Origin of the sequence: Nocardioides sp. Soil774, from assembly GCF_001428125.1 — a bacterium.
Taxonomy (GTDB): domain Bacteria; phylum Actinomycetota; class Actinomycetes; order Propionibacteriales; family Nocardioidaceae; genus Nocardioides.
The window spans coordinates 533,071-552,930 of the sequence record NZ_LMSM01000006.1; the positions used below are offsets into that span (position 1 = coordinate 533,071).

17 protein-coding genes and 1 tRNA gene are annotated in these 19,860 nt (G+C 72.4%); 15 read left to right on the forward strand and 3 right to left on the reverse strand.

Annotated elements, in window-relative coordinates; all coding sequences use genetic code 11:
* Positions 1–211 precede the first annotated feature (211 nt).
* The gene (gene topA, locus ASG76_RS08165; protein ID WP_056601975.1) at positions 212–2,932 is read left to right on the forward strand and encodes a type I DNA topoisomerase; all 2,721 of its coding nucleotides are present in this window, start codon (positions 212–214) and stop codon (positions 2,930–2,932) included.
* A gap of 21 nt (positions 2,933–2,953) precedes the next feature.
* On the opposite strand, the gene ASG76_RS08170 is transcribed toward topA, so the two are convergent.
* Positions 2,954–3,352 (reverse strand): hypothetical protein, encoded by a 399-nt coding sequence (locus ASG76_RS08170; protein WP_056601976.1) that lies wholly within the window; start codon positions 3,350–3,352, stop codon positions 2,954–2,956.
* 101 nt (positions 3,353–3,453) lie between these two features.
* On the opposite strand from ASG76_RS08170, the gene ASG76_RS08175 reads away from it, so the two are divergent.
* From ASG76_RS08175 to ASG76_RS08190, 4 genes are all read left to right on the forward strand, one after another.
* Positions 3,454–4,152 carry a hypothetical protein gene (locus ASG76_RS08175; RefSeq protein WP_056601977.1) on the forward strand — a complete coding sequence of 233 codons (699 nt, stop codon included), beginning with the start codon at positions 3,454–3,456 and terminating at the stop codon, positions 4,150–4,152.
* A gap of 102 nt (positions 4,153–4,254) precedes the next feature.
* Positions 4,255–4,893 carry a dTMP kinase gene (gene tmk, locus ASG76_RS08180; RefSeq protein ID WP_056601978.1) on the forward strand — a complete coding sequence of 213 codons (639 nt, stop codon included), beginning with the start codon at positions 4,255–4,257 and terminating at the stop codon, positions 4,891–4,893.
* Entirely contained in the window at positions 4,890–6,047 is a 1,158-nt protein-coding gene (locus ASG76_RS08185) for a DNA polymerase III subunit delta' (RefSeq protein ID WP_056601979.1), read from the forward strand. Before tmk ends, ASG76_RS08185 begins: the two co-directional genes overlap by 4 nt.
* Positions 6,044–7,606, forward strand: coding sequence for an alpha/beta hydrolase (locus ASG76_RS08190; protein WP_056601980.1), 1,563 nt, complete (start codon positions 6,044–6,046; stop codon positions 7,604–7,606). The genes ASG76_RS08185 and ASG76_RS08190 overlap by 4 nt, the downstream gene beginning before the upstream one ends.
* A gap of 57 nt (positions 7,607–7,663) precedes the next feature.
* On the opposite strand, the gene ASG76_RS08195 is transcribed toward ASG76_RS08190, so the two are convergent.
* The gene (locus tag ASG76_RS08195) at positions 7,664–8,107 is read right to left on the reverse strand and encodes an OsmC family protein (RefSeq protein WP_056601981.1); all 444 of its coding nucleotides are present in this window, start codon (positions 8,105–8,107) and stop codon (positions 7,664–7,666) included.
* A gap of 138 nt (positions 8,108–8,245) precedes the next feature.
* On the opposite strand from ASG76_RS08195, the gene ASG76_RS08200 reads away from it, so the two are divergent.
* The 9 genes from ASG76_RS08200 (at position 8,246) to ASG76_RS08240 (ending at position 17,044) form a co-directional block, all read left to right on the forward strand.
* Positions 8,246–8,318, forward strand: a tRNA-Thr gene (locus ASG76_RS08200).
* Positions 8,283–9,116 (forward strand): (Fe-S)-binding protein, encoded by an 834-nt coding sequence (locus tag ASG76_RS08205; protein ID WP_200948101.1) that lies wholly within the window; start codon positions 8,283–8,285, stop codon positions 9,114–9,116. Before ASG76_RS08200 ends, ASG76_RS08205 begins: the two co-directional genes overlap by 36 nt.
* A complete protein-coding gene (locus ASG76_RS08210) occupies positions 9,113–10,591 on the forward strand; it encodes a lactate utilization protein B (protein WP_056601983.1) in 1,479 nt (492 codons plus the stop codon). The genes ASG76_RS08205 and ASG76_RS08210 overlap by 4 nt, the downstream gene beginning before the upstream one ends.
* Positions 10,588–11,172 carry a LutC/YkgG family protein gene (locus ASG76_RS08215; protein WP_056601984.1) on the forward strand — a complete coding sequence of 195 codons (585 nt, stop codon included), beginning with the start codon at positions 10,588–10,590 and terminating at the stop codon, positions 11,170–11,172. Before ASG76_RS08210 ends, ASG76_RS08215 begins: the two co-directional genes overlap by 4 nt.
* An 88-nt stretch (positions 11,173–11,260) precedes the next feature.
* Positions 11,261–11,446, forward strand: coding sequence for a hypothetical protein (locus ASG76_RS08220; protein ID WP_157559022.1), 186 nt, complete (start codon positions 11,261–11,263; stop codon positions 11,444–11,446).
* Positions 11,447–11,515: 69 nt separating this feature from the next.
* On the forward strand, positions 11,516–13,030 hold the full coding sequence (locus tag ASG76_RS08225; RefSeq protein WP_082587346.1) for a gamma-aminobutyraldehyde dehydrogenase: 1,515 nt from the start codon (positions 11,516–11,518) through the stop codon (positions 13,028–13,030).
* Positions 13,031–13,115: 85 nt separating this feature from the next.
* The gene (locus ASG76_RS08230; RefSeq protein WP_056601986.1) at positions 13,116–14,645 is read left to right on the forward strand and encodes a CoA-acylating methylmalonate-semialdehyde dehydrogenase; all 1,530 of its coding nucleotides are present in this window, start codon (positions 13,116–13,118) and stop codon (positions 14,643–14,645) included.
* Positions 14,638–15,966, forward strand: a complete 1,329-nt coding sequence (locus ASG76_RS08235; protein WP_056601987.1) for an aspartate aminotransferase family protein — start codon at positions 14,638–14,640, stop codon at positions 15,964–15,966. The genes ASG76_RS08230 and ASG76_RS08235 overlap by 8 nt, the downstream gene beginning before the upstream one ends.
* Positions 15,967–16,021: 55 nt before the next feature.
* A complete protein-coding gene (locus ASG76_RS08240; protein ID WP_056601988.1) occupies positions 16,022–17,044 on the forward strand; it encodes an NADPH:quinone reductase in 1,023 nt (340 codons plus the stop codon).
* 3 nt (positions 17,045–17,047) lie between these two features.
* Here the strand turns inward: ASG76_RS08240 and ASG76_RS08245 are convergent, their stop codons facing one another.
* Entirely contained in the window at positions 17,048–18,250 is a 1,203-nt protein-coding gene (locus ASG76_RS08245; protein ID WP_056601989.1) for an ROK family transcriptional regulator, read from the reverse strand.
* Between the two features lie 105 nt (positions 18,251–18,355).
* Between ASG76_RS08245 and zwf the strand changes: the two genes are divergently transcribed.
* The gene (zwf, locus tag ASG76_RS08250) at positions 18,356–19,837 is read left to right on the forward strand and encodes a glucose-6-phosphate dehydrogenase (RefSeq protein ID WP_056601990.1); all 1,482 of its coding nucleotides are present in this window, start codon (positions 18,356–18,358) and stop codon (positions 19,835–19,837) included.
* Positions 19,838–19,860: the final 23 nt, after the last annotated feature.

Here is a 19,860-nt window from a genome sequence, read left to right on the forward strand (position 1 = left end):
GGTGCGCCACCACGGTCCGCACCCCCACCGACACGCCCGCCACCCTGTCCACAGGTGCCCGTCCAGGACGCCTCCTCCACAGCCGGGACCGGCCGAAGTGGGCCGCGACGGGGGTCCCGGATCGTCGCCCGGGGTGGCGAAGTGCGGATGTGGCGCTACCGTTGCCGCGCTGAGCAACACCTCGGCGCACAACTTGAGGGAGCAAACTGAAGTGGCAAAGCTCGTCATCGTGGAGTCGCCTGCCAAGGCCCGCACCATCGGCGGATACCTCGGCAAGGACTACGTCGTCGAGTCCTCGATCGGTCACATCCGCGACCTGCCCAACAACGCCGCGGACACACCGGCCAAGATCAAGGACAAGCCCTGGGGCCGCCTCGCGGTCGACGTCGACAACGGGTTCGAGCCCTACTACGTCGTGCCGCGCGACAAGAAGAGCCACATCGCCAAGCTGAAGAAGCTGGTCAAGGACGCCGACGCGCTCTACCTCGCCACCGATGAGGACCGCGAGGGCGAGGCCATCGCGTGGCACCTCCTCGACGAGCTCAAGCCCCCGAAGGGCCTGCCGGTCCACCGGATGGTCTTCCACGAGATCACCAAGCCGGCGATCCTCGCCGCGGTCGAGAACCCCCGCGAGATCAACGACGACCTCGTCGAGGCCCAGGAGGCGCGCCGCATCCTGGACCGCCTCTACGGCTACGAGGTCTCGCCGGTGCTGTGGAAGAAGGTCATGTCCGGCCTCTCCGCCGGCCGTGTGCAGTCGGTGGCGACCCGCCTGGTCGTCGACCGCGAGCGCGAGCGGATGAAGTTCCGCGTCGCCTCCTACTGGGACCTCGACGCCACCTTCGACGCCGGCACCGGCCACGACCCGCGGATGTTCCCCGCCAAGCTCTACGCCGTCGACGACGTGCGCGTCGCCCGTGGCTCCGACTTCGACAACACCGGCGAGCTGAAGGGCAAGGGCGAGCGCGTCCACCTGTCGCGCGCCGACGCCGAGACGCTGGCCGCCGGCCTCAGCGACACGACGTACGACGTGCGCTCGGTCGAGTCCAAGCCCTACCGCCGCTCGCCGTACGCCCCCTTCCGCACCACCACGCTCCAGCAGGAGGCCAGCCGCAAGCTCGGCATGAGCGCGAGCGTGACGATGTCGGTCGCGCAGCGGCTCTACGAGAACGGCTTCATCACCTACATGCGTACGGACTCCACGACCCTCTCGGGGGCCGCGGTCGGTGCGGCGCGCGACCAGGTGCGCGAGCTCTACGGCGCGGAGTACCTCCCCGACTCCCCGCGCACCTACGCCTCCAAGGTCAAGAACGCCCAGGAGGCGCACGAGGCGATCCGTCCGGCGGGCGAGTCGTTCCGCACGCCGGCCCAGACCGGCCTGTCGGGCGAGCAGTTCCGCCTCTACGAGCTGATCTGGATGCGCACGGTCGCCTCCCAGATGAAGGACGCGGTCGGCAACTCGGTGACCATCCGCATCGGTGGCGCCGCCGCCGACGGTCGCGACGTGGTCTTCAGCTCGAGCGGCCGCACGATCACCTTCCACGGCTTCCTCAAGGCCTACGTAGAGGACATCGACGACGCCTCGAAGCGCAAGGACGACGCCGAGACCCGCCTGCCCAACCTCAGCCAGGGCGCCGCGGTCAGCGCCGCGACGCTGTCCCCGGAGGGCCACGAGACCAAGCCGCCCTCGCGCTACACCGAGGCGACGCTGATCAAGGAGCTCGAGGACCGCGAGATCGGTCGCCCGTCGACGTACGCCTCGATCATCGGCACCATCCTCAACCGCGGCTACGTCTACAAGAAGGGCACCGCGCTGGTGCCTGCCTGGCTCGCCTTCTCGGTGGTCCGGCTGCTGGAGGAGCACTTCCCGCGGCAGGTGTCCTACGAGTTCACCGCCTCCATGGAGGACGTGCTCGACGACATCGCGGGCGGCCGGCGCGACCGCGTGACCGAGCTCGGGGAGTTCTACTACGGCGCCGGCGACGTCGTCGGCCTCAAGACGCTCGTCACCGACCTCGGCGAGATCGACGCCAAGGAGATGGCGACCTTCCCGATCGGCGAGGGCATCGACCTGCGCGTGGGTCGCTACGGCCCCTACGTCGAGGGCCCCGGCGACGGCGGCGAGGCGGGTGCCCCCGTGCGCGCCAACGTCCCCGACGACCTCCCGCCCGACGAGCTCACCGTGGCCAAGGCCAAGGAGCTGCTGGCCAACCCGGCCGGCGAGGAGCAGGTCGTGGGCAACCACCCCGAGACCGGCCTGCAGATCGTGGCGAAGAACGGCCGCTTCGGTCCCTACGTCACCGAGGTGTTGCCCGAGGACGCCCCGAAGTCGGCCAAGCCGCGCACGGGCTCGCTCTTCACGTCGATGACCCTCGACACCGTCTCGCTCGAGGAGGCGGTCAAGCTGCTCGACCTGCCCCGCGTCGTGGGCACCGACGAGGACGGCACCGAGATCACCGCGCAGAACGGTCGCTACGGGCCCTACCTCAAGAAGGGCACCGACTCGCGCAGCCTCACCTCCGAGGACCAGATCTTCGACATCACCCTCGACCAGGCCAAGGCGATCTACGCCCAGCCCAAGCAGCGCGGCCGCGGCGCGGCCACCCCGCCGCTGAAGGAGCTCGGCAACGACCCGGTCTCCGGGCAGCCGGTCATCGTGAAGGCGGGCCGCTTCGGCGAGTACGTCACCGACGGCGAGTACAACGCCACGCTGCGCAAGGACGACACCGTCGAGTCGATCACCCTCGAGCGCGCCGCCGAGCTGCTCGCCGAGCGCCGCGAGCGCGGACCTGCCAAGAAGGCGGCCAAGAAGGGCGCGAAGAAGGCCCCGGCGAAGAAGACGGCCGCCAAGAAGACGGCCGCGAAGAAGACGACGGCCAAGAAGACCGCTGCGAAGAAGGCTCCGGCGAAGAAGGCTGCCAAGAAGTCCTGAGTTCGCCCCGAGGGGCGCGGCTCAGGACTCCGACGGAGCCGCGACCTCGTGCCTGGCGCCCTTGAGCTCGAGGGCTGCCCCGACGACCCAGGCGATGCCGCCGAAGAGGGTCAGGTAGAGGCCGATGGCCGCGGCGCCGTTCATGTCGAGCAGGCCGATCAGGGTGACGAGCCCGGCGAGGACCAGCGACGCGATGAGCCCCGGCCTGGCGGGGACCTTGACCTGGTCGAGCAGCCCGGTGCGAATGGCGAGCAGGGCCGCGCCGAGCAGCGCGAGGATGAGCGTGATCATCCCGTCGCCGCGGATCCCGGAGACGCTGAAGCCGAAGACCGACACCCACGGCAGGAACGCTGCCAGCGCGACGACGATGATGGCGATGCCGGAGACGCGCTGCGGCGTGGAGAAGCGGGTGAGATCCATGCGGCGAACGCTATCGCCGGCGCGCGGCGACCGGGGTCGCTTTGACCGAAGCGCGCAGTGGTGGGTGCCCTAGGCTGCCGCCACTGGGACGGGGGCAGGCCATGACGCAGACGCTGCAGGCGCGGGCGACGTACGACGAGTGGCGCGAGCGCCGCTGGCGGCTGGTGGGCCTGCTCCTCGCCACCATGGCGCTCGCCACGGCGGCGCTCATGATCACGACCGGCCAGCGCCCCGCGACGTACGCCGACCTCCTCGCCGACGTGGCCACCAGCGAGGTCGACGAGGTGCAGTTCGTCGGCTCCGACGGCCTCGGGACGGTCGAGCTCCGCTGGACCGTCCTCGCGGGGGTCCTCGACCAGTACGCCGTGGTCCAGGTCGGGGACGACCGCTCGTACAACGCGTGGGGCGACACGACCTTCGTCACCTCCGACGACCCCCGGGAGACGCTGCGCAGCATCAACCGGTCGGTCAGGATCACGGTCGGACCGTCCGGTGGCACCCCGTCCGAGACGTTCATGGAGTGGCGGGTGCCCGGGCCGGTCGCCCTCCTTGCGATGGCCACGTGGCTGGGCGTGCTGCTGCTCATCATCGGCGGCCCGGAGCCCTGGCGCGCCACCCGGTGGGCCTGGGGGTGGGCGTTGCTGCTGGCCGGCCCACTGGGCGGGGTGGCCTACCTCCTCCTCGGCGGACCGCTCGGCGTGGTGCGGCCGCATCCCGGGCACCGCCGCCTGACCGGCGGCTGGGCCTTCCTGCTCGCCTGGTTCGTCTTCGCCGGGTGGCGAGAGACCGACGGGTGGTGAGGCGGGCCTGTCCCACCCCGCCCGTAGTCTGTCCCGCGTGAACACCCCACGGCGTTCTTCTCCGCCGGTCCGCTCCCCCGAACAACGCCGCGGGGACCCCGCGTGAGCGCCGGAGTCTTCTCAGAGCACGGACTCTTCGTCTGCTTCGAGGGCGGCGAGGGGGCCGGCAAGTCGACCCAGTCGCGCCTGCTGCGCGACTGGCTGGTCGAGCGCGGGGAGACGGTGCTGCTCACCTTCGAGCCGGGTGACACCGGGGTCGGCAAGGAGCTGCGACGCATCGTCCTCGACCCGGCGACGGGCGAGCTGTCCGACCGCACGGAGGCGCTGCTCTACGCCGCAGACAAGGCCGAGCACGTCGACCACGTCGTGCTGCCGGCCCTGGCCCGTGGCGAGGTCGTGATCACCGACCGCTACGTCGACTCCACGCTGGCCTACCAGGGCGCCGGCCGCACCCTCGACGTCGCCGAGGTCGAGGCCGTCGCCCGGTGGGCGACCCACGACCTGCGCCCGCACCTCACCGTCGTGCTCGACCTGGCACCCGAGGCGGGGCTGGGACGCTTCGAGGAGCGCGACCGGATCGAGGGACAGTCGCTGGAGTTCCACCAGCGGGTGCGCCAGGGCTTCCTCGACCTGGCCGCCGCCGACCCCGACCACTACGTCGTGCTCGACGCGCGTGCGCCGATCGAGGAGATCGCCGCAGCCGTCCAGGCCCGGACCGAGCCGTTGCTGGAGCCGCGATGACCGTCTGGGACGACCTCGTCGGCCAGCAGCCGGTCCTCGACACGCTGCGCCGCGCCGCCGGCGGCGAGGGGATGACGCACGCCTGGCTCTTCACCGGCCCGCCCGGGTCGGGGCGCTCCAACGTGGCACGGGCCTTCGCCGCAGCGCTGCAGTGCGAGACCCGCACCGGGTGCGGCGAGTGCGAGGCGTGCCGCCTCGGCATCAGCGGGTCGCACCCCGACATCAAGTGGGTGAAGTCCGAGACGTCGGTGCTCTACGTCAACGACATGCGCGACTTGGTGCTGTCGGCCGGCAAGTTCCCGTCCGTCGGGCGGTGGCAGATCGTGGTGATCGAGGACGCCGACCGGCTCGGCACCCCGGAGAACCCCCGCACCGGCAACGCGCTGCTCAAGGCCATCGAGGAGCCCACCCCGCGCACGGTCTGGCTGCTGTGCGCGCCCACCCGTGCCGACGTCCTGCCGACGATCGCCTCGCGCTCGCGCCACGTCACGCTGGCCACGCCCACCGGCGAGCAGATCACCGACTTCCTGGTCAGGTCGGGCATCGACGCGACGGTGGCGTCCTTCGCCGCCCGCGCCAGCCAGGGCCACATCGGGCGCGCCCGGGCGCTCTGCGTCGACGAGGGCACCCGCACCCGGCGCCGCGAGATCGTGTCGCTGCCGGCGCGGCTCACGAGCATCGGCAGCTGCATGACCGCGGCCACCAACCTCAACGAGCTGGCCAAGGAGGAGACCGAGGCGATCACGGCCGAGATCGAGCAGCGCGAGCTCAAGGAGCTCCAGTCGATGTTCGGCAGCGAGCGCAAGGACCTCGCCAGCCGCTCCTACCGCGCCGCCCTCGGCTCGCTCGAGAAGCTGCAGAAGCAGAAGGCCAAGCGGCGCGTGCTCGACGTGATCGACCGCGCGCTGATGGACCTCGTCTCGGTCTACCGCGACGCCATCGCCCTCGCGATGGGCGCCCCCGGGCTGCTCGTCAACGAGGAGCTGCGCGGTGACGTGGCGACGATCGCGCGGAACGCCACCCCCGAGGAGCTGCTGCGCATGATCGACGCGATCTTCACCGCCCGGGAGCAGATGCTGGAGTTCAACGTGCCGCCGCAGCTGGCGCTGGAGTCGATGACCGTCGCGCTGCGCCTGCCCGGGGCCCGTCGATGAAGAAGGTCGTGGCCGTGGTGGCGGTCCTCGCCCTCGCGCTCACCGCCTTCGTCGCCATCGGTCTCGCGGTCCAGGGGTTCGCCCCGGACGACAGCGCGCCCAGCGCCCGCCCGACCCCGTCCCCGACGACCCCGCCGCCGCCCTCGGTCACCCAGCCGCCGGCGCCCGCGTTGGCCGACTTCTACTCCCAGCGCATCGACTGGCAGCCCTGCGAGAGCGACGCCGACCAGGACTGCGGCACGCTCACGGTGCCCGTCGACTACCGCGAGCCCGGCGGCGAGACCCTCGACCTGTCGCTGCTGCGGGTGCCGGCCACCGGCGCGCGCGTCGGCTCGATGGTGGTGAACCCGGGCGGTCCCGGCGCCCGCGGGACGTCGTACGCCGCTGCCGCGAAGCAGGTCTTCCGCGAGCCGCTGCGCCAGGGCTTCGACATCGTCGGCTTCGACCCCCGCGGCGTCGGACGCTCCGACCCCGTCGACTGCCTCACCGACGCCGAGCTCGACGACTACCTCGCCGGCGACCCGACACCGGACACGCCCGCCGAGGTCGCCGACTACAAGGCATCGGTGCTCTCCTTCGGCGAGCGCTGCGTGGCGGCCTCCGGGCCGGTGCTCGGCCACGTGACGACGATCGAGGCCGCGCGCGACATGGACGTCCTGCGCTCCGCGCTCGGGGAGGAGACGCTGACCTACTTCGGTGCGTCGTACGGCACCAAGCTGGGCGCGACCTATGCCGAGCTGTTCCCCGAGCAGGTGGGCCGTTTCGTGCTCGACGGCGCCGTCGACGTCTCGCTCGACCCGCGCTCGCTCGCCCTCGACCAGGCGGCCGGCTTCGAGACCGCCCTGCGCGCCTACGTGCAGAACTGCCTGGACTCCACCGACAACTGCTTCCTGGGCGACTCCGTCGACGAGGGCCTGGCCACGATCAGCGACCTGCTCGACTCGATCGAGCAGGAGCCGCTGCCCGCCGGCGACCGCGAGCTGACGGTGGGCAACGCGTTCTACGGCATCATCACGCCGCTCTACAACCGTGACTACTGGTTCCTCCTCAGCACCGCGCTGGCCTCGGCCCTCGACGGCAAGGGCACCGCGCTGATGCAGCTCGCCGACGCCTACGCCTCGCGCAACCCCGACGGCAGCTATGCCGACAACTCGGTCGAGGCCAACTACGCCGTCAACTGCCTCGACGACCCCACCTCGGTCCCGTTCGCCAAGGTCCCGTCGCTGTTCGACGCCTTCGAGGCGGCCTCGCCGACCTTCGGCGACGTCTTCGCCTGGGGGATGGCCGGCTGCCGCGGCGTGGCGGTCACCTCCAGCGAGGAGCCGCTGGTGATCCGGGCCGAGGGCGCCGCGCCGATCCTGGTGCTCGGCACCAGCCGCGACCCCGCCACCCCGCTGAAGTGGGCGCGCTCGCTCGCCGGCCAGCTCGACTCCGGCGTGCTCGTCGAGCGCGACGGCGACGGCCACACGGCCTACAACGCCGGCAACGAGTGCATCGACACGATCGTCGAGGACTACCTCCTCGACGGCGACGTCCCGCCCGACGACACGGCCTGCTGACGCGTCACCCGCTGGTCGAGGAAGGCCGGAGCGACCTCCTCGACCAGCGGCCGCGCCTCAGCCCTCGAGGGCTGCGTCGAGCGTGATGTCGACGCCTGTGAGCGCCTTGCTGACCGGGCAGCTGGCCTTGGCCTTCTCGGCCGCGTCCTTGAAGCCGGCCTCGTCGAGCCCGTCGACCTCACCGCGGACCGTCAGCTTGATGCCTGTCAGCTTGAAGCCGCCGGCCTCCTTGTCCTCGCCGAGCATGACGTCGGCCTTCACCTCGAGCGCCTGCGGCGTGCCGCCGGCCTCGGCGATGAGCGCCGAGAGCTGCATGGCGTAGCACGAGGAGTGCGCGGCCGCGATCAGCTCCTCGGGGCTGGTGGTGCCCCCGGCATCCTCTGCGGCGCGCTTGGGGAACGAGACGTCGTACGTCCCGACGCCCGAGCTGGTGAGCTCGACCTGGCCGGAGCCGTCCTGCAGGCCGCCGTTCCAGGCGGTGCGTGCGGAGCGAGTGGGCATGGATCCTCCTCGGTGCAGGTTCTACGGACGCCCCGACCCTAGCCACACCTTCCACACCGTTGCCGGGCTGATTTCAGTCCCGGCCCGCTCGCTCCGTATACTCGCCCGCGGTCCACCGAGCGCGTCTCGGCAGGCCACGCCGCCTTAGCTCAGTCGGTAGAGCGAGTCACTCGTAATGACTAGGTCGTCGGTTCGATTCCGACAGGCGGCTCCGACGCCCCCGGGGACCCGAGACCCTGGGGGCGTCTCTGCGTGCAAGGATCGAGCGGTGAAGGTCGCCCTCCAGGTCACCTGCGTCAACGACGCCATGTTCCCCGAGACGGGGAAGGCGGTCGTGCGGCTGCTGCGCCGCCTCGGTGTCGACGTCGACTTCCCGATGGCGCAGACGTGCTGCGGCCAGCCGATGGTCAACACCGGCTACCTCGACGAGGCCGTCCCCGTCGTGCGGACGTACGTCGACGCCTTCGCCGGCTACGACGCGATCGTCACGCCGTCGGGCTCGTGCGCCGGGTCCGCGCGGCACCAGCACTCGATCGTCGCCGAGAGGTCCGGCGACCCCGCGCTGGTCGCCGCGGTCGCCGAGACCGGGCCGCGCACCCACGAGCTCACCGAGTTCCTCGTCGACGTGCTCGGCGTGACCGACGTCGGTGCCTACTTCCCGCACCGGGTGACCTACCACCCGACGTGCCACAGCCTGCGGATGCTCGGCGTCGGCGATCGCCCGACCCGGCTGCTCGAGGCGGTCCGCGGCATCGAGCTCGTCGACCTCCCGATGGCCACCGAGTGCTGCGGCTTCGGCGGCACCTTCGCCCTCAAGAACGCCGACACGTCCGTCGCGATGGGCGCCGACAAGGCCCGCCACGTGCGTGACACCGGCGCGGAGGTGCTGGTAGCGGGCGACAACTCCTGCCTGATGCACGTCGGCGGGCTGCTGTCGCGCCAGCGGGCCGGCGTACGGGTCATGCACCTGGCCGAGGTGCTGGCCGCGACCGAGGAGGGCGCGTCATGAGCGGCGCCTTCGTCGGGATGCCGGCCTTCCCGACCGCGGCGCGCGCGGCGCTCGGCGACACCCAGCTGCGCCGCAACCTCGCCCACGCCACCCGCACGATCCGCGACAAGCGGGCGAAGGTCGTCGCGGAGGTCGAGGACTGGGAGGAGCTGCGGCTCGCCGGGGCCGGGGTGAAGGAGGCCGCGCTGCGCGACCTCGCCACGCACCTCGAGACGCTCGAGGCGTCGCTGGTCGGGGCCGGCGCGACCGTCCACTGGGCCCGCGACGCCGCGGAGGCGTGCGCGATCGTCGCGGAGGTGACGAAGGCCCACGGCGCCGACGAGGTGGTCAAGGTGAAGTCGATGGCGACCGCCGAGATCGGCCTCAACGAGGCGCTCGAGGCCGAGGGGATCGCCGCCTGGGAGACCGACCTCGCCGAGCTCATCGTCCAGCTCGGTGACGACCTGCCCTCGCACATCCTGGTGCCGGCGATCCACCGCAACCGCGCCGAGATCCGCGAGGTCTTCCGCCGCCGCATGGGCGACGTCGGGCGGCCCGCACCCGACGACCTGACCGACGAGCCGGCGGTCCTGGCGGGTGCCGCGCGCGAGCACCTGCGTGAGAAGTTCCTGCGCGCGAAGGTCGCGATCTCCGGCGCCAACTTCGCCGTCGCCGACACCGGCACGCTCGTCGTCGTCGAGTCCGAGGGCAACGGCCGGATGTGCCTGACGCTGCCCGAGGTGCTGATCAGCGTCGTGGGGATCGAGAAGGTCGTGGCCACGTGGGCCGACCTCGACCCGCTGCTGCGCCTGCTGCCGCGCTCGTCGACCGGCGAGCGGATGAACCCCTACACCTCGACATGGTCGGGCGTGACTCCCGGCGACGGCCCGCAGGAGGTGCACGTCGTCCTACTCGACAACGGCCGCACCCGGGCGCTGGCCGACGACGTCGGGCGCCAGGCGCTGCGCTGCATCCGCTGCTCAGCGTGCCTCAACGTGTGCCCGGTCTACGAGCGCGTCGGCGGCCACGCCTACGGCTCGGTCTACCCCGGCCCGATCGGCGCGATCCTCAACCCCCTGCTCCACGGCGTCTCCGACGAGCAGACCGCGTCGCTGCCCTACGCCTCGTCACTGTGCGGCGCGTGCTTCGAGGTGTGCCCGGTGCGCATCGACATCCCGTCGGTGCTGGTCGACCAGCGCGCCGCGGTGGTCGACTCCCACCGCGGCGACCGCGTGCCCAAGCCCGAGGCGCTGGCCATGCGCGCAGCCGCATGGACGTTCTCCGACTCCCGTCGGCTGGCCTGGGCCGAGCGCGCCTCGGGCCTGGCCGGACGCGTCATCAGCCGCCTCTCCCGTACGACGCTGCCCGGCGGCCGCGCCGCCGCGGGTCGCCTGCCCGGTCCGGCGGCCGGCTGGACCGGGGCACGCGACCTGCCCGTCCCGCCGGAGGAGTCCTTCCGCGAGTGGTGGGCCCGCACGGACGGGGGCCGCAAGTGAGTGCGCGCGACCACATCCTCCGGCGTGTCCGGACCGCACTCGACGGCGTGTCGCCGGCCGTCGAGGTCCCTCCGGCCCCCAGGGCACCCGACCGCGGCGACCTGGTGGCGCTGTTCGTCGAGCGCGTCGAGGACTACCGCGCGGTGGTCACCCGGTGCGCGGCCGACGAGGTGGAGCAGGTGGTCCGCGACGTGGTCGGGGCCGCGCGGGTCGTCGTACCCCCAAGCCTCGGGATCGCCGTCGATGACGCGGTGGGCGACGAGGGCTTCACCGCGACCGAGCTCGACGGCTTCGCGGCGGTCGTCACCCGTGCCCGCGTCGGCATCGCCGAGACCGGCACGATCGTGCTCGACCACACGCCCGACCAGGGCCGCCGCGCGATCACGCTGGTGCCCGACCTGCACGTCTGCGTCGTCGACGCGAGCCAGGTCGTCGCCGACGTGCCCGACGCGATCGCCCTGCTCGACCCGGCCCGCCCGCTCACCTGGATCAGCGGCCCGTCGGCCACGAGCGACATCGAGCTCGACCGGGTCGAGGGCGTGCACGGCCCGCGCACGCTGCACGTCGTGCTGGTGGGCTGACCCGGACGACTCGGGCCGATCGGCACTTCCCGCGCGCACGCATGAGCGGTGTGCTGGGAGGACGAGGAGGTGTGACGTCATGAATAGCATGTCGAGGACGGACGCGGCGAGGGCCGCGCAGGAGGCGAGGGACCGCACGCCCGGGCCACGCGGGTCCTCCTCCGAAACGATCGAGGCCGCGATGCGGCGCTACCTGAGCGCCGAGCAGTACCACGAGCTCATGGAGGACGACCGGCCGAAGGACGGCAAGGCCTCGACCGACCCGTCAGAGTGACGGGTCGGTCCCCGACGGGCCTGCACGTTGTCCGTGGTGGAGGCCGCCGGGGCTCGCTAGCGTGCCGACGTGAGCACACTCCAGCGCAGCACGAGCAACGTCATCGGCGGGGTCGCCGGCACGGGCACGGGTCCCGAGCAGTCGGTCATCGACCCCTCGACCGGCGAGGAGATCTGGCGCTACGCCGCCGACGACGCCTCCAGCGTGGACGCGGCGGTCGCGGCAGCGACGACGGCGTACGCCGAGTGGTCGCGCACCACACCCGCCGAGCGCTCCGGCGCGCTGGTCGCGCTGGCCGCGCACCTCGAGGGCATGGCCGAGGAGCTCGCGCTGGCCGAGACCGCGCAGACGGGAAAGCCGATCCGGCTGAGCCGTGAGTTCGACGTGCCGGGCTCGATCGACAACGTCGCCTTCTTCGCCGGGGCCGCACGCCATCTCGACGGGCACGCGTCGGCGGAGTACAGCGGCGACCACACCTCGACGATCCGGCGCCAGCCCATCGGCGTCGTCGGCTCGATCGCGCCGTGGAACTATCCCCTCCAGATGGCGATGTGGAAGGTGCTCCCGGCGGTCGCGGCCGGCAACACCATCGTGCTCAAGGCCGCGGAGAACACCCCGCTCACCACCCTGATGCTGGCCGAGGCCTGCCTCGAGGTCGGCATCCCCGCCGGCGTGGTCAACGTGGTCAACGGGCCCGGCCCGCTGACCGGCGAGGCACTGGTCACCCACCGCGGCATCGCGATGACGTCCTTCACCGGCTCCACCGCGGTCGGGCGCCACATCGCCGGCCTGGCCGCCGCCAACGGCACCCGGCTGCACCTCGAGCTGGGCGGCAAGGCGCCGTTCGTGGTCTTCGACGACGCCGACCTCGACGCCGCGATCCGTGGCGCGGTGGCCGCGACGCTCATCAACACCGGCCAGGACTGCACGGCCGCGACGAGGGCGTACGTCCACCGCTCGCGCTTCGACGAGTTCGTCGACGGCGTCGCCGACCTGATGTCGCGGGTGCGGCTCGGTGCCCCCACCGACCCGGCGACCGACCAGGGCCCGCTGGTGTCGTTCAAGCAGCGCGACAAGGTGGCCGCCATGGTCGAGCGCGCGGTCCTCTCAGGCGTGAAGGCCGTCACGGGCGGAGCGGCGCCGGGCGGCGACCTCGCGAAGGGCGCCTACTACCAGCCGACCCTGCTGGTCGACGCGGCGCAGGACAGCGAGATCGTGCAGGACGAGACCTTCGGTCCGGTGCTCGCGGCGCTGCCCTTTGACTCCGACGACGAGGCGATCCGCCTCGCCAACGACGTGCCCTTCGGCCTCGCCGCCTCGGCGTGGACCCGCGACGTCTACCGCGCCCAGCGGGCCGCCCGCGAGATCGACGCCGGCACCGTGTGGGTCAACGACCACATCCCGATCATCTCCGAGATGCCCCACGGCGGGATGAAGGCCTCGGGCTACGGCAAGGACATGTCGTCCTACTCCTTCGAGGAGTACACCCAGGTCAAGCACGTGATGGCCGACATCACCGGCGTCGCCGCCAAGCCCTGGCACGCCACGATCTTCGAGCTGCCCGACCGGCCCGACCGGAGCTGACCGGCGACACACTGTCGACGGGCAGTCGCCCCGGGCGACACACCGTCGGGGGTTCAGCAGGCCCCTGCGCGGCACGATGGGGGGCATGACCACCACCATCACGCACTGGGTCGACGGGAGCCGGTTCGACGGCACCTCGGACCGGTGGGCCGACGTCACCAACCCCGCGACCGGTCAGGTGTCCGGCCGCGTCGCCCTCGCCAGCGAGGCGGACGCCCAGGCGGTCATCGCCTCGGCGTCACGCGCGGCGCAGGAGTGGGGCCAGACCTCGCTCGCGCGTCGTACGCAGGTGGTCTTCGCCTTCCGCGAGCTGCTCAACAGTCGCCGCGACGAGCTCGCCCGGCTGATCACCGCCGAGCATGGCAAGGTGCACTCCGACGCCCTCGGCGAGGTCGCCCGCGGCCAGGAGGTCGTGGAGTTCGCCTGCGGCATCTCCCACCTGCTCAAGGGCGGCCACAGCGACGGCGCCTCGACGGACATCGACGTGCACTCCAAGCGCGCCCCGCTCGGCGTCGTGGGGATCATCAGCCCCTTCAACTTCCCCGCCATGGTGCCGATGTGGTTCTTCCCCGTGGCGATCGCGGCCGGCAACACGGTCGTGCTCAAGCCGAGCGAGAAGGACCCCTCGGCGTCGCTGTGGCTGGCCGAGTTGTGGAAGGAGGCCGGCCTGCCCGACGGTGTCTTCAACGTGCTCCAGGGCGACAAGGTCGCCGTCGACGCGCTGCTCACCTCGCCCGAGGTGCAGGCGATCAGCTTCGTCGGCTCGACCCCCATCGCGGAGTACGTCTACGAGACCGCCAGCCGCAACGGCAAGCGCGTGCAGGCCCTGGGTGGGGCGAAGAACCACATGGTGGTGCTGCCCGACGCCGACCTCGACCTGGCCGCCGACGCCGCGGTCAACGCCGGCTTCGGCTCGGCGGGGGAGCGCTGCATGGCGATCAGCGTGCTGGTGGCCGTCGAGCCCGTGGCCGACGACCTCGTCGCCCGCATCGCCGAGCGCACCCGGACGCTGCTCATCGGCGACGGTGGCACGGAGGCGACGCAGGCGGGTGACGGCAAGGAGGCCGACATGGGCCCGCTCGTGACGAAGGCCCACCGCGACAAGGTCAGCTCCTTCATCGACTCCGGCGAGCAGGCCGGCGCCAAGGTGGTCGTCGACGGCCGCGACGTCGCGGCCCGCGGCGGCGACCAGGGGTTCTACCTCGGCCCCACCCTCTTCGACCACGTGACGCCCGACATGGAGGTCTACCGCGAGGAGATCTTCGGGCCGGTGCTCAGCGTCGTGCGTGTCGCGTCGTACGCCGACGCGCTGGAGCTCGTCAACGCCAACGACTACGGCAACGGCACCGCGATCTTCACCAACGACGGCGGCGCCGCCCGGCGCTTCGAGAACGACGTCCAGGTCGGGATGATCGGCATCAACGTGCCGGTCCCGGTGCCGGTCGCCTACTACTCCTTCGGCGGCTGGAAGCGCTCGCTCTTCGGCGACACCCACGCCCACGGCACCGAGGGCGTGCACTTCTTCACCCGCGGCAAGGTCGTCACCACCCGGTGGATCGACCCCGCCAACCGCCCTGCAGGCGGCCTCGAGCTGGGATTCCCGCAGAATGTCTGACCGCGACTTCGACGACCCGGCCCGCGCCTACGAGCTCGACCGCAGGCACGTCTTCCACTCCTGGTCGGCCCAGGCCGCCCTCGACCCGATGGTCGTCACCAAGGCCGAGGGGTCCTACGTCTGGGACGGCGACGGCAACCGGCTGCTCGACCTCACCTCCCAGCTGGTCTTCACCAACCTCGGCCACCAGCACCCGCGCATCGTCGCCGCGATCCAGGAGCAGGCCGCGACGCTGTGCACGGTGGCGCCGGCGTACGTCAACGGCGCCCGCTCCGAGGCGGCGCGGCTCATCGCCTCGCACACCCCCGGCGACCTCGACCGGATCTTCTTCACCAACGGCGGCGCCGACGCCAACGAGCACGCCATCCGGATGGCGCGGCTGCACACCGGCAAGCACAAGGTCCTGTCGACCTACCGCAGCTATCACGGCGGCACGCACCTCGCGGTCAACGTGACCGGTGACCCGCGGCGGTGGGCCAACGACCTCGGCAGCGACGGCACGGTCCACTTCTTCGGGCCCTTCCTCTACCGCAGCGCCTTCCACGCCACGACCGAGGAGGAGGAGTGCCAGCGCGCGCTGGCGCACCTCGAGGAGGTCATCGCCCTCGAGGGCGCGAGCACGATCGCGGCGATCATCCTCGAGTCGATCCCCGGCACCGCCGGCATCATGCTGCCACCCCCGGGTTACCTCGCCGGCGTGCGCGAGCTCTGCGACCGCTTCGGGATCATGCTGATCGCGGACGAGGTGATGTCGGGGTTCGGGCGCTCGGGGAAGTGGTTCGCCATCGACCACGCCGAGGTGGTGCCCGACCTGCTCACCTTCGCCAAGGGCGTGAACTCCGGCTACGTCCCGCTCGGCGGCGTCGCCATCAGCGAGGCGATCTACCGCACGTTCGCCGACCGGGTCTATCCCGGCGGGCTCACCTACTCCGGCCACCCGCTCGCGTGCGCGGCCGCGGTCGCGACCATCCGGACGATGGAGGACGAGGGCGTCGTCGAGCACGCCGCCCGCCTGGGCGACGAGGTCATCGGGCCCGAGCTGCGTGCCCTGGCCGAGCGGCACGAGGTGATCGGCGAGGTCCGCGGCACGGGCGTCTTCTGGGCGCTCGAGCTGGTGGCCGACCGCGCGACCCGCGAGCCGCTCGCGCCCTACGGCGCCAGCAGCCCGGCGATGAACGCGATCCTCGCCGCCTGCCGCCGGGGCGGCGTGCTGCCCTTCGCCAACTTCAACCGGATCCACGTGGTGCCGCCGCTGACGATCACCGCCGACGAGGTCCGCGAGGGCATCGGCGTGCTGGACGTGGCGCTGGCGCAGGCATAGTCGGCCGTCCGCCGGTGTTGTGCCCCTGACACGACTCCCGAAGGAAGGACACCTGATGCGTGCTGTGGTCTACACCGAGAGCGGCGACTCCTCCGTGCTCGAGCTCGTCGAGCGAGAGGCCGCTGAGCCCGGCCCGGGCGAGGTGCGCGTGCGGATCGTCCGCGCCGGGGTCAACCCCACCGACTGGAAGTTCCGCGCCGGCGGCATGGGCGAGCTCGCCTTCCCCGAGATCGTGCCGGGCCAGGACGGCGCGGGTGTCGTCGACGCCGTCGGGCCCGGTGTCACCGACCTCGCGGTCGGCGACCGGGTCTGGACGATGCTCGCCCAGCACACCCGCCCGGGCGGGACGGCGCAGGAGCTCGTCGTGCTGCCGACCGCCCACCTGACCGTGCTGCCCGACGCGGCGTCGTACGACCTGGGCGCCTCCCTCGGCGTCCCGGCGGTCACCGCCCACCGCGCCCTGACCACCTCCGAGGACGGTCCCGACCGGCTCGCCCCTGGCGCCCTGGCCGGGATGACGGTCCTGGTCGCCGGCGGTGCGGGCGCGGTCGGCAACGCCGCGATCCAGCTCGCGCGCTGGGCCGGCGCGACGGTGATCAGCACGGTGAGCAGCCCCGAGAAGGCCGACCTCGCGACGGCCGCCGGCGCCCACCACGTCGTGAACTACCGCGACGGCGATCCGCGCGATGCGATCCGCGACCTCGCGCCCGACGGCGTCGACATCGTGGTCGAGGTGGCGCCTGCGCAGAACCTGCGCCTCGACGTCAGCGTCATCAAGCCCCGCGGCACGATCGCGATCTACGCCAACAACGGCGGCGACGAGGTGACCCTCAGCGTGCGGGAGACCTTCTCCACCAACGCGCGCTTCCAGTGGGTGCTGCTCTACACGGTCGGGCAGGCGGCGCTGCGCGCGGCGGCCGAGGACATCACCGCGGCGGTCGCGGCCGGGGCGTACGGCGTCGGCGCGGAGCACGGCCTGCCGCTGCACCACCACCCGCTCGAGCAGACCGCCGAGGCGCACGCCGCCGTCGAGGGCGGCGCGGTCGGCAAGGTGCTGCTCGACGTGGCCGACGCCTGAGGCTCAGCCCCGCAGCGCCGCGTCGACCGCGGCGGGCGAGAGCACCTGGTCGAGCGCGAGCTGGGCGCACCCGACGAGCCCGGCGCGGTCCCCGTGGCTGACCGGGACGACCTGGAGGTCGCGCCCGGCCAGTGCGGTGGTGCTCGCGAAGAGCGACTCGCGCAGCCCGGCGGCGAAGACGTCGAAGGCGTCGGCCATGTCGCCGCCGACGACGACCACGCGTGGGTTGGTGACGATGACCAGCGAGGCGAGCGCCTCGCCGATGTGGCGGCCCGACTCGCGCACCAGGGCGCGGGAGGGGCCGTCGCCCTGCACGGCCTGCGCGACGAGGTCGCGCACGTGGTGGACCTCGTGGCCGTCCGCGCGCAGGCGCTCGACGAGCGCCCAGCCGCCGGCCACGGTCTCGAGGCACCCGACGTCGCCGCAGCGGCACGGCAGGCCGGTGGCCGCGGCGACCTTGACGTGCCCGAGCTGGCCGGCGGCGCCGCGGTGGCCGCGCCAGATGCGGCCGTCGGCGACGAGGCCGACGCCGATCCCGGTCGAGGCCTTGAGCACGAGGGCGTCGTCGCGCTCGCCGAGCGTGCTCGGCGCGACGCGCAGCTGCGACAGCGCCATCACGTTGCAGTCGGTGTCGATGACGACCGGCGCGCGGGTGACCTGCTCGATCCACGGGGCGAGCGGCACGCCGTCCCAGCCGACGAGGGCGGGGGAGTCGACGCTCTGCACCGACCGCGGGTCGACGACCCCGGCGAGCGAGATGCCCACGCCGCGTACGTCGTCGGCCGATCGGCCGAGCGAGGCCAGCATCTCGCGCAGGTGGTCGACGACCACCGGCATCACGTCGTCGGGGCCGGCGCCGACCTCCTGCTCGTGGCTCACCGACGCGAGCTCGGTGCCGTCGAGGTCGCACACCGCCACCTGTGAACGGCTGCGGCCCAGGGCGATCGCGAGCACGAGCCCGGCGTCGGCGTTGAAGACCAGCGTGCTGGCGGGCCGGCCCCCGGTGGCCGACTCCTGCTCGCCGTCGACCACGAGTCCGGCGCGCTCCAGGGGCACCAGTCGCGCGCTCACCGCCGTACGCGACAGGCCGGTGATGCGACCCAGCGCGCCGCGCGTCGTGGCCTGGCCGGAGCGGATGAGGGCGAGCAGGTCGCCCGCGCCGGTGGCCTGCGGGGTGGAGGGAGCGGTCGACGTCGAGGGGGACATGGTGCGCTGATCATGGCACCTGGGAGGGCATGGCTCCGCAAATAAGTCTCGAAAAGACTGAAGTTCTGTTGCGCGAAGACCTAAAGGGTCCGTACCGTCCCGGGCATGGCTTTCCCCCCGTCCCCTGTCGAGCCGTGCGACTTCACGGTCTTCGGCGGCACCGGTGACCTCGCTCTGCGCAAGCTCCTGCCCGCCCTCTACCTCCGCGACCGCGACGGCCAGCTCCCCGACGGCTTCCGCGTCATCGGCGTCTCCCGCTCCGACGTCGACGACGAGGGCTACCGCGCGATGGTCCGCGAGGCGCTCGCCGCGCACGTCACCGCGCCGGACCTCGACGAGACGGTCGTCTCGCGGCTGCTCGGACGCCTCCACCACGTCGAGCTCGACATCGAGGACGTCGGCGCGTGGCACCTGCTCCACGCGCGGCTCAAGGACGGCGCCGCGAGCGAGGACGTCATCCGCGTGTTCTACCTCGCGGTCGCGCCCGGGCTCTTCGGCACGATCTGCGAGCACCTCGACGAGGTCGGCCTGGTGACCGAGCGCTCGCGGGTGGTGCTGGAGAAGCCGGTCGGCTCCGACCTCGCGAGCGCGCGACTCATCAACGAGGCGGTCGGACGGGTCTTCGACGAGTCGAGCATCTTCCGCATCGACCACTACCTCGGCAAGGAGAGCGTGCAGAACCTGCTCGTCACGCGCTTCGCCAACACCTTCCTCGAGCCATTGTGGAACAGCCGCTGGGTCGACCACGTGCAGATCACCGCGGCCGAGACGATCGGCGTCGGCGAGCGCGGGTCCTACTACGACCGCTCCGGCGCGCTGCGCGACATGGTGCAGAACCACCTGCTGCAGCTGCTCTGCCTGGTCGCGATGGAGCCCCCGACCTATGTCGACCGCGAGACGGTGCGCGACGAGAAGCTCAAGGTGCTTCAGGCCCTGCGCCCCATGACGCCCGAGCTCGTCGAGCGCAACGTCGTGGCCGGGCAGTACGGCGCGGGGCTCTGCGAGGGCAGCCCCGCCCGGGCGTACGCCGACGAGGTCGGCGCCGAGTCGCGCACCGAGACCTTCGTCGCGCTGCGCACCGAGGTGCAGAACTGGCGGTGGGCCGGGGTGCCGTTCTACCTTCGCACCGGCAAGCGCCTGCCCGAGCGGGTCTCGGAGATCGTGGTGGTCTTCAAGGAGCCGCCGCACGCGATGTTCCCCCACAGCGAGGGCCCGACCGAGGCCAACCGCCTCCACATCCGGGTGCAGCCCGACGAGGGCATGCGCCTGCACATGACCGCCAAGGAGCCGGGCCCCGGTGGAATCCGGCTGCACCCGGTCTCCCTCGACCTCAGCTATGCCGCGGCCTTCGGCGCGCGCTCCCCCGACGCCTACGAGCGGCTCCTGATGGACGTCGTGCGCGGCAACCCGACCCTCTTCATGCGGCGCGACGAGGTGGAGGCCGCCTGGACGTGGGTGGCGCCGATCCTCGACCACTGGTCGCGCCCCACGCACCGACCCCGGCGCTACCCCGCCGGCACCAACGGCCCCGCCGCCGCCACGACGCTCCTCGAGCGCGACGGCCGATCCTGGCAGGAGACAGAATGAGCACCCGTCCGAGCAAGCCGCAG